The sequence below is a fragment of the Deltaproteobacteria bacterium genome (assembly GCA_016931625.1).
GTDB lineage: Bacteria > Myxococcota > XYA12-FULL-58-9 > XYA12-FULL-58-9 > JAFGEK01 > JAFGEK01.
On sequence record JAFGEK010000223.1, the window covers coordinates 1 to 8,551 of the forward strand.

The window sequence follows — 8,551 nt, forward strand, 5'->3', positions numbered from 1 at the left end:
ATCCCGCAATAATTTTAAAAAAACTATAATTTATACTGGTGTATTTAAAATACTAATTAATTGTAAAAATAGCCCGCCTAAACTCGTTAACAAAACAAACACTAATATTAGTTTAATAGTTAAATATGCTAAACTTAATAAAGGCGCTAAAATTGCCCAAATGATACCATGTTGTTGACGTCGGTTTTTCAATTCTTGCATTAGTATATCGCGGTCTTTAGCAATGTAAATTTTAATAGCTTCAATATTGCGTATGCCTAATTGTACTAAAAATAACCGCGCCTTTTGCCACCAACCGGCTTTAATACTCAGCCAAATTATAGTCGTGATAACAGCAAGCACCGCTGGCCATATTGCCAAATAAATAATGGTAAATATCGTGATGATAATTGCTGCAAAAGTGATAATCAGTCTGCGCTGCAAAGTTATCAGCCATTTAATTGAAATTAAGCCTGCAGCGCAACTAAGCAGCGCAAATATGAATAATGCCGCCAGTATTCGCAAAAAAGTTAGCCAGGTTGAAGAAATATATGAAAAATCAACAAATACTGATTCTGTTGCGCCTATCCAATAGCGTTGATAATTAAGCATTTTACCGGTTTTGGGTAAATCAATACGTACCGAAACTGCACCGGCAGCATCACCACCAGCTTGTATAGTATCACGTCTAGTTAATCTTCCTTGTGATGGTGCCATTGGCATCCTTTGTGTTGGTGCTTGCATTTGATTAATATCATCTATTTCATTATTCATGCTGCCATATAAACTTGAATAATCTTCATCGACATTGGCGGTTAAACCTTGCATTGCTGAATACCACGAGCCATTGCCAACAAAATTTTGGGTTTTTACCGCACCACGTATCCGCGAATTTACATAACGCGATGGTACATGTATCTTCCATCGTACTGCGGCAAGTGGCACCGATAACCGCGGTAATTCAAAGCGCTGTGAGCCAAACATACCAAGTTTATTTATTGGTGATTCATATACTATTTGTAAGTTAATCGGACGCAAACCATCTGCTTCTTGTGGTGACCTAATTAGCGGCAATAACAATTTACCATTGGCATCGCGGCTTGGCTTGATTGGTTCTCCTTCTAAAAATGCGCTGCGTACATTGATTTCATTGCTAATCTCTAATGCCAAATATTGTTGCAGATTATTACGCAGTGAAAAACGCAAGTCGGTCATCATACGTCCATCGCCAGTAAGCACACTTTCAGCTCTAACCTGATCAACACCACCAGCGGCAAGAGATTTTTCGGGATAACGTCCGATTTTAGCAATACTGTTCTTGCTTTCACTTTTTTCATATTGAAAAGCGCGCACTATTGGAGTAACGGCACTATTGATTAATTCATATGGTAATTCGCGCACATCGATAGAGCGAAGATTTTTTGCATCAATATTTTCTATTGATAATTTCCCTGGTACTTCTATGGCGACGAAACCACTATCTCGCTCAACATCTATCAAACGTGGAATATTAATAGGCACCAAAGTTGCATCTGCAGACAATGCATGTACCAAACGCAAAGAAATTTCGTAATTTTGCTTTATCGCAAATGCCGTTTCACCTTCTAAAATACGGGTATGATCTTTTTCTGAAATAGTATACTGAAAAGCTCCTTCACCGTCAGCCTTAACTAAATCAAAACCAGTAGGCAATTGGATACGAAAATGTTTTTGTGATGCATATAGTATTGTTAGTCTTAATACTGAAAAAAGTTCGACGGTATCATCACCGAATGAAAACAGATTTTGGGTTTCACCATATACCTTAGCTTCACGTTCTTCAGCAATAGCTTCGATATCGTGAAAGCCAACAATATGTATTTCACTTAGCGAGCCTAACACTGCCCGTAGTTCAGTCCCGCCATTTAATGGCCTAACATCATTAGTCATTGCCCCATCGACTCGCGGCGATAAGTTAGCGCTTGGGAAAAAACAAGTAAATTCGGCGGCAGGACTTGATACGATATTAAAACGATATTCAATAGAACCACGTGGGCCTGAAGGTGGAATTAAAATGTCCGCCTCAACCGTTATAGCTCCACGTTCATTAGTGACCCATTCCCAACCATGGCCATTAAAATTAAGCGCTAATTCACGGTGATTATTGCGTGCTGAAAGCAAAATAACATTACTATCAATTATTGGGACATGTTTTGGCAACGAGGTATCATCAAGCTGTGCACGTAAACTTATATGTAAGTGCAAACCTTCTGCAGAAGCACGACCCTTATAATTAGTCTCGCCAATAATTACCTTACCTAATTTAGTGTCTTGGTTTGCACGTAAACTTTGGCGTTTTTCATAAAATACTGACCATTGCGAAAATGGCATGGTAATTTCTTGGGCTGATGCACCAATAGTAACCAAAGACATCAATATTACCGCTGTAGCATTAGCTAATAAGCGTCGCGCACGAAAATGCACTATGCCAAGTAATACAAATAACACTAACCCTAAAAACATGGGGAACAGCATTACTATACCAAATATAATAGAAACTACCGCTAATTTAACTATAGTACGCAATTGTACCAAGATTGACCATTTTGCTATTGGGGGTTCTTGTGTCTTTAAAAATGCTCGCGTCTTATTAAAATAAACTTCTAGCAAAACAAAAAGCATTGCTGCATTTAAACCCCAAAGCATCAGGCGGTGTATACCTAAAATATAATATGCTAAGAAAAACCATATAATAGTCTGCGCAATAAAAAGGATAAAAGTAAAAGAATGTAACATTTGAGTTATGGGCTGATGACGTATTTTATTAATTAGCCATAATCCAAAAATTAAAAAGCACAAAAAAGCGATGATACGCATTGGTATTGCTAACCAACTCGCACTATAAACAAATGCGAGATCAGCGGATTTTGTACCTAATAATACTCTACTAAAACGATAACGTTTGCCTACAAGTGGAAAAGAAGCTAACGCCTCAGTGATCTGTTTCTTTTGTTCGCTGGCAAATATTGCTTTGCGTGAATGTAAAATATTTTTATACGATTCGCCTGCCCAAGCCTGCTTCCCCCGAAAAGCTACTCTAAAAAACTGCTTTACTCTATCAATCAAGCTATATCTAACCTCACTTAATTGTTTAAGATTAGTGTCAATAGACAATATTTCATAATCTTCTGGGAAAAAGTAATGCCAAGACATTGCCATTACCGGTAAATCAAGAATTGGCAAGCTTGTTGTTTGCTTACCAATTATATTTAATCGACCACGATCAAGCTTATACGCAAGCTCAATCACGAAACTGCTTTCTTTAATTGTAGTGTTGCGCTGCGGAATAGTAAGTCTTTGCCCAAATTCTAAGCGTTCGCCTTGGGCGCCAATATTTTTATTTAATGCAATAATATCATTGACCCGGTTATAGTCATTAAAATAGCGCATTGCTATGCCACCAATAGTATCCCCGGCTTTAACACGATAATAACGATACTCGTCTTTTTTAGTACTCTCTGACTGACGTAATGGCATAAGCAAAATCTCTGGCCCATTAGCTGGTTTTGAAACTGCCGGATGAAATGGTGTCCCATCAATTAGGGCATGCGTTAAAGTAGCATTTGCTGGCATATTTATCGCAAGATATTGGCGTGTGTTGTTGCGAACTGACAAACGAAGTTTGGTAATTTCAATACCCTGCTCTACCACTACGGTTGCTGCTTCTAAATTGTCGATTACTGCATCGGTTAAGGCCACTTCAGCATTACGTTTGGTAGCAAGAACTAATTTGGGTATTGCTTTACCATCATATTGATAGCCAAATAATAATGGTTTTTGGGTTAAATCAACTAAGTCACTTGGTAATTCTCGCGTACCAATCTCATTTAAACCATCATGCCGCTCTACAGTAATTTCCATGCCGGTGCGCCCGGCAATGGCAACAAAACCTTCTCGTAATTTTGCTTCTAACGGGCGCAGCAATAAAAATTCACTTTTGTTGTCAGCATGCGGCATTTGCGTTTGCACGGTAAACTTAACATCACTATCAACTAGATAACGTAACAATACGATAAGTTTACGTTTAGTGTCAGAAGTTCTTTCGGTGGTCCATTGCAGAACCGCATCACCAATAACATGTGATACTTCTAATTTGGGTGGCAATTCAATTTCTATTCGCGAAGTCTCACCAGCTAATAAATGATAAGCAAGTACGGTTTCACTGCGCAAAACATCCTCGCGTACTGATGCTAACACATAAGAACGTACTTCCATTTCACGAGTTTGTACGCCGTGTGATAAGCGTCGCTGCCAGCTTAAACTCAAAAAACTTGTGCTGCTTAAAGCAATTTCTAAGTGTGTTCCTTGACCGCGACGAGTTTGGCTTTGAATTACGCCAGATTGAACTACTACATCAAGATCACTCTCAGGCAAATCAAGACTTACTTTGGTGATTGGTGCTCGGGGTAAAGGTAAATTAATCGACCGACTAAAACGATCATGTTGCTGACCATGAATAAAACGTAAATCAACTTTATAACGACCAGAGCGAGTAATTAATACCGCATACCCTTCATGGTTTTTGGTCGCAACTGCCCTTTGACCATTAAGCATTACATCGGCTAGTGACGCTGATGCTCCTATCATAGTCACTGATAGAGGCTCATTACCGACGATTGCTTCAAGCTCTACGGTCAAGTGACCGCTAAGTACTCCGCGTGAGAAACTCGCACTTAAATTACGCTTAATAATTGCAGCACTAGCTTTAGGCTCAGTTTGTTTTGCAAGCCGTGCAATTTCTTCTTGTAGTGATATCCAATCATTAAGGGGTAGGCGAATATTGCCAGAATCAGCTGATGCAAAGGTGCAAAAGGTAATAAATCCTAAATAGATAGATAGGCACTTATACATATCGCTCCTCCGTGATTGGAGAAGCATTCTAAAAGAAAACTAGGGGTAGATGATACGATGAATTGCGTTGTAAAAAAAATTTTACAAAAAAGTTTAGCGTTTGGAGAATTGGAAACGCTTACGAGCACCAGGACGGCCATATTTTTTACGTTCAACCGCACGTGGGTCGCGGGTAACAAAACCGGCTTTTTTGAGTTGCGAACGATAATCAGGGCTCATATCGATAAGTGCTCTGGTCAGCCCATGTCGAATAGCGCCAGCTTGACCTGATAAACCGCCACCATCGACTCTGACGATAACGTCTACTTTGCCACGTTGATCAACGATCTCAAGGGGTTGCATTAAAATCATCTTTAACGTGCCACGACCAAAATAATCATCAACCGGGCGATCGTTAACCGTTATTTCGCCAGAACCTGTTTTGAGGCGTACACGCGCGGTTGCTTCTTTACGTCGGCCAGTGCCGTACCAAATTTCTGCCTGAGCTGCCATCTTCGCCGCTGACCTTTCTTTTCTTTACTTTACGTTATAATGGCATTACTTCGGGTAGCTGCGCCTTATGCGGGTGCTCACCCTCACCATAAACTTTTAATTTTTTAAGCATAGCGCGACCTAACGTACCACGGGGCAACATACCTTTGACTGCTGCCTCAATGATTCGTTCAGGGTGTTTCGCGCGTACTGTCGATGCAGAAGCACTATTTAAGTGACCCTGCCAACCGGTATGATGATAATACATTTTGTCATTTTCTTTATTGCCAGTTAGCTTAACTTTGCTGGCATTAACGACAATAACAAAATCGCCGGTATCTGTATGCGGAGTATACTCAACTTTATGCTTGCCACGAAGAACCGAGGCAATTTTAGTAGCCATACGGCCAAGCACTTTGCCATCGGCATCAACCACAAACCATTTTCGTTTTACTTCGTTCTTTTTTGCACTTACCGTCTTCATGGCTCTTTTAAAAACCTCAGGGTTTACTAATATCGCAGAGCTAAAAATCGCCTTCTTAATGGCGCTGGCAAAACCTAATTTAACGCGATACGACGCCATAAGAAACCAAACCAAGCCCGGCCTTTTAGCTAAATCTACCCTATCTTGTCAAGCTACCTTAAAGAACTACATACAAACTTCATAAATTCTCATGATCTTCAGTAAAAAACTTATAGCCTACCAAAGACTTAATACTTATGGCAGGTCCATATATGTATGTCCATAAATGTATGTATTGACTAAAGTGACCACCGTAGCTACTATTATAGAATGAAATCTGGAATGCGCGCTGTAGGTATTAAACAACTTAAAACACATTTAAGTCGTTATATCGATTTTGTTCGCAAAGGCGAAATTGTGCTAGTAACAGATCGTGATGAAATCGTTGCCGAGATCCGTATACCTTCACAACCAACTTTAGATAAAACATCACGCTGGTTTTATGCCTTACAAGAAGAAGCACGCCAAGGTTCTATACATTTAGCTAAGCGCAAGCATACTATTCTTACTGGTCCACCTTCTTTATCTCAATCGATAGAGAATAATTTGCAAAGCATTTTAAATCAAACTCGCACTGATAGATACTGATGCCAACCTATTTTGACTCGAGCGTAGTTATTTCGCTTATTGCCAATGATACATATTCACAAAAAGCTTTTGAACTGTGGCACAATGAATATAATCGTGTATCTTCAAATTTATTAGTAATCGAGTGTTATACAGTTTTACGAAGACTTACTGAAATGCATTCTATGCAATCAACTATCTTTTTTACTCGCTTAAACGAAATTATCGAAGAAATATCTTTAAAAGATGTAGATAACGACATAATTGAAATAGTTAAGCAAACTCCAGAATTATCTGATTGCCATTCTCTCGATACTGTTCATGTTGCTACAGCTCAATATTTTGCATCCTTCTCTGATGAACCTTTTTATTTAGCAACATTTGATGAACGCATGCTAAAAGCTGCGACTGCTGTTGGCTTACAAACTGTTTAAATAAATGGCAACAACTTAGGTAAAATTCTAATTATTTCGCCAGTGCTCCCTTTGAATGATGCCAGCTAATGCAATGATGTAGTTAAGCCAAAGGTTTTTTATTTTAATTTTGCATAAAATTGTCACACCATCACTTAGCAATTGTTTTAATTTTTTTACCAAGTCGTTTCATCGCTGTGATTAAGGTGCCAGGCACTCCCGATTACGATTACTATTCGATAATGGCAGAATCTACCGATCCAAGTTCTCTTGATTCTTGTTATTTGACCGCAGGGGATGTTACTGCTGCTCAATATGTGTATCCAGAATAACCGCTGTTGCTATTATCTAGTGCTCTGGCATTAGTGCCAAAAACCATTTTAGCCTGGTAGTCCTGATCATCATTATTTTTTGCTTTCAGCTATGAATGTGGCGTAATGGCCACAATGGTGATCTCTTGCATATCAGGTCCGTCTCCGGGATAACTGAAGCGGTTCACAATTTACGCATAGCGTTAAATCGAAATTTGACTTGTCCTTGAAGGACAGCTACCCTAATTGATACTTTTTTGCAGTATTAACAAATGCAACCTTCCAATTGAGCAGCTATGTGAGGAGTTTATTATGCTTTATAGTGTAAAGAAAACTTTCGCAGATCGCTTCAATTTATCAGTAGTTTATTTTTTTATTATTAATCTTCTTCTCCTTAGTATTACAAGCTGTGGTGAAGATGATAAAAAAGACAAAATCGTTTTTGGTCAAGCCGTATCGCAATCTGGTTTTTTAAAATTAGTTGCAGATTCAACCTCTACTCCAATTTATGAAATGTGGATTGAAGAGGTGAATGATGCTGGTGGTATTTATATTAAAGAATATGATAAAAAATTACCATTAGAGTTAAAAAGATATGACGATGAAAGTGATACCTCTAAAATGTTAACTTTCCTTGAAAAACTTATTATCGAAGATAAGGTTGATCTAATCTTACCGCCAGTAAGTACAAATATGTTAGAAGAAGCTGCTAAGCTCGCTAATAGTCTTGCTTATATTTTACTTGGCAGCGCTGGTGGTGCAGTAAAACTTAAATCCATAATGAGCGGCTTACCATATTTCTTTTCGGTGCTTAACTGCGCTGATACGCAAATGCCTGCTCTTGCCGATGTAATCGAAGAAGCTGGTATCACTAAAGTCGCAGTAGTATCTATTGAAGATTTATTCGGTATTGAATATCACGATGAATTAGAAAAGGCCCTCACTGCAAAAAATATTAGTATTGTTAGCGATACCAAAATTGCCTTATTGACAACAGAATTCTCTGCATTATTTACAGCAGCAAATACTGCCGGTGCAGAAGCATTTGTTGCCTTTACTTATCCAGATGAAACCTTTGCAGTAACGACTGAAGCATTAAGAGACGAATATAATCCTAAGATATTCTTTGCGGGTGTTGGTACATCTTATGCTATCCCGTATACAATTCTGTATGCCGACCCAACAGATGCTTCAATTACTGGAACAGACGCTATTGATGGGGTAATGGGCGCAGGAGCCTGGAATGCTAAAACATCAGCAAAAGCTGCTGCTTTTGAAGCAAAATACATAGCAAAATATCAAAGCCCCCCAGAGTATTGGGGCCACTTAATGTATTATTCTTCATTAGAATTTTTTCAACAGGCTATTGAGCAAGCTGGCACCCTTGACCAAAGCAA

7 protein-coding genes are annotated in these 8,551 nt (G+C 38.8%); 4 read left to right on the plus strand and 3 right to left on the minus strand.

Features of this window, described 5'->3' with window-relative positions; genetic code table 11:
* Positions 1–30: 30 nt before the first annotated feature.
* From JW841_18555 to rplM, 3 genes are all read right to left on the minus strand, one after another.
* Positions 31–4,869: a LysM peptidoglycan-binding domain-containing protein gene (locus JW841_18555; GenBank protein MBN1962939.1), complete on the minus strand. Its 4,839-nt coding sequence runs from the start codon at positions 4,867–4,869 to the stop codon at positions 31–33.
* Between the two features lie 93 nt (positions 4,870–4,962).
* Positions 4,963–5,361, minus strand: a complete 399-nt coding sequence (rpsI, locus tag JW841_18560) for a 30S ribosomal protein S9 (protein ID MBN1962940.1) — start codon at positions 5,359–5,361, stop codon at positions 4,963–4,965.
* A 34-nt stretch (positions 5,362–5,395) separates the two neighbouring features.
* Complete coding sequence (rplM, locus tag JW841_18565; protein ID MBN1962941.1) at positions 5,396–5,824, minus strand: 50S ribosomal protein L13; 429 nt, start codon at positions 5,822–5,824, stop codon at positions 5,396–5,398.
* A gap of 309 nt (positions 5,825–6,133) precedes the next feature.
* Here rplM and JW841_18570 point away from each other — a divergent pair, with 309 nt between their 5' ends.
* The 4 genes from JW841_18570 to JW841_18585 form a co-directional block, all read left to right on the plus strand.
* Positions 6,134–6,451: a hypothetical protein gene (locus tag JW841_18570; GenBank protein MBN1962942.1), complete on the plus strand. Its 318-nt coding sequence runs from the start codon at positions 6,134–6,136 to the stop codon at positions 6,449–6,451.
* Complete coding sequence (locus tag JW841_18575; GenBank protein MBN1962943.1) at positions 6,451–6,864, plus strand: PIN domain-containing protein; 414 nt, start codon at positions 6,451–6,453, stop codon at positions 6,862–6,864. Before JW841_18570 ends, JW841_18575 begins: the two co-directional genes overlap by 1 nt.
* A gap of 119 nt (positions 6,865–6,983) precedes the next feature.
* Complete coding sequence (locus JW841_18580) at positions 6,984–7,175, plus strand: hypothetical protein (GenBank protein MBN1962944.1); 192 nt, start codon at positions 6,984–6,986, stop codon at positions 7,173–7,175.
* Between the two features lie 291 nt (positions 7,176–7,466).
* A partial coding sequence (locus JW841_18585; protein MBN1962945.1) for an ABC transporter substrate-binding protein occupies positions 7,467–8,551 on the plus strand: 1,085 nt, incomplete at its 3' end.

Bases quoted from the DNA above. Each gene is read 5' to 3' on its own strand.
- JW841_18555 (MBN1962939.1), bottom strand. From the start codon at position 4,869: ATGTATAAGTGCCTATCTATCTATTTAGGATTTATTACCTTTTGCACC.
- rpsI (MBN1962940.1), bottom strand. From the start codon at position 5,361: ATGGCAGCTCAGGCAGAAATTTGGTACGGCACTGGCCGACGTAAAGAA.
- rplM (MBN1962941.1), bottom strand. From the start codon at position 5,824: ATGAAGACGGTAAGTGCAAAAAAGAACGAAGTAAAACGAAAATGGTTT.
- JW841_18570 (MBN1962942.1), top strand. From the start codon at position 6,134: ATGAAATCTGGAATGCGCGCTGTAGGTATTAAACAACTTAAAACACAT.
- JW841_18575 (MBN1962943.1), top strand. From the start codon at position 6,451: ATGCCAACCTATTTTGACTCGAGCGTAGTTATTTCGCTTATTGCCAAT.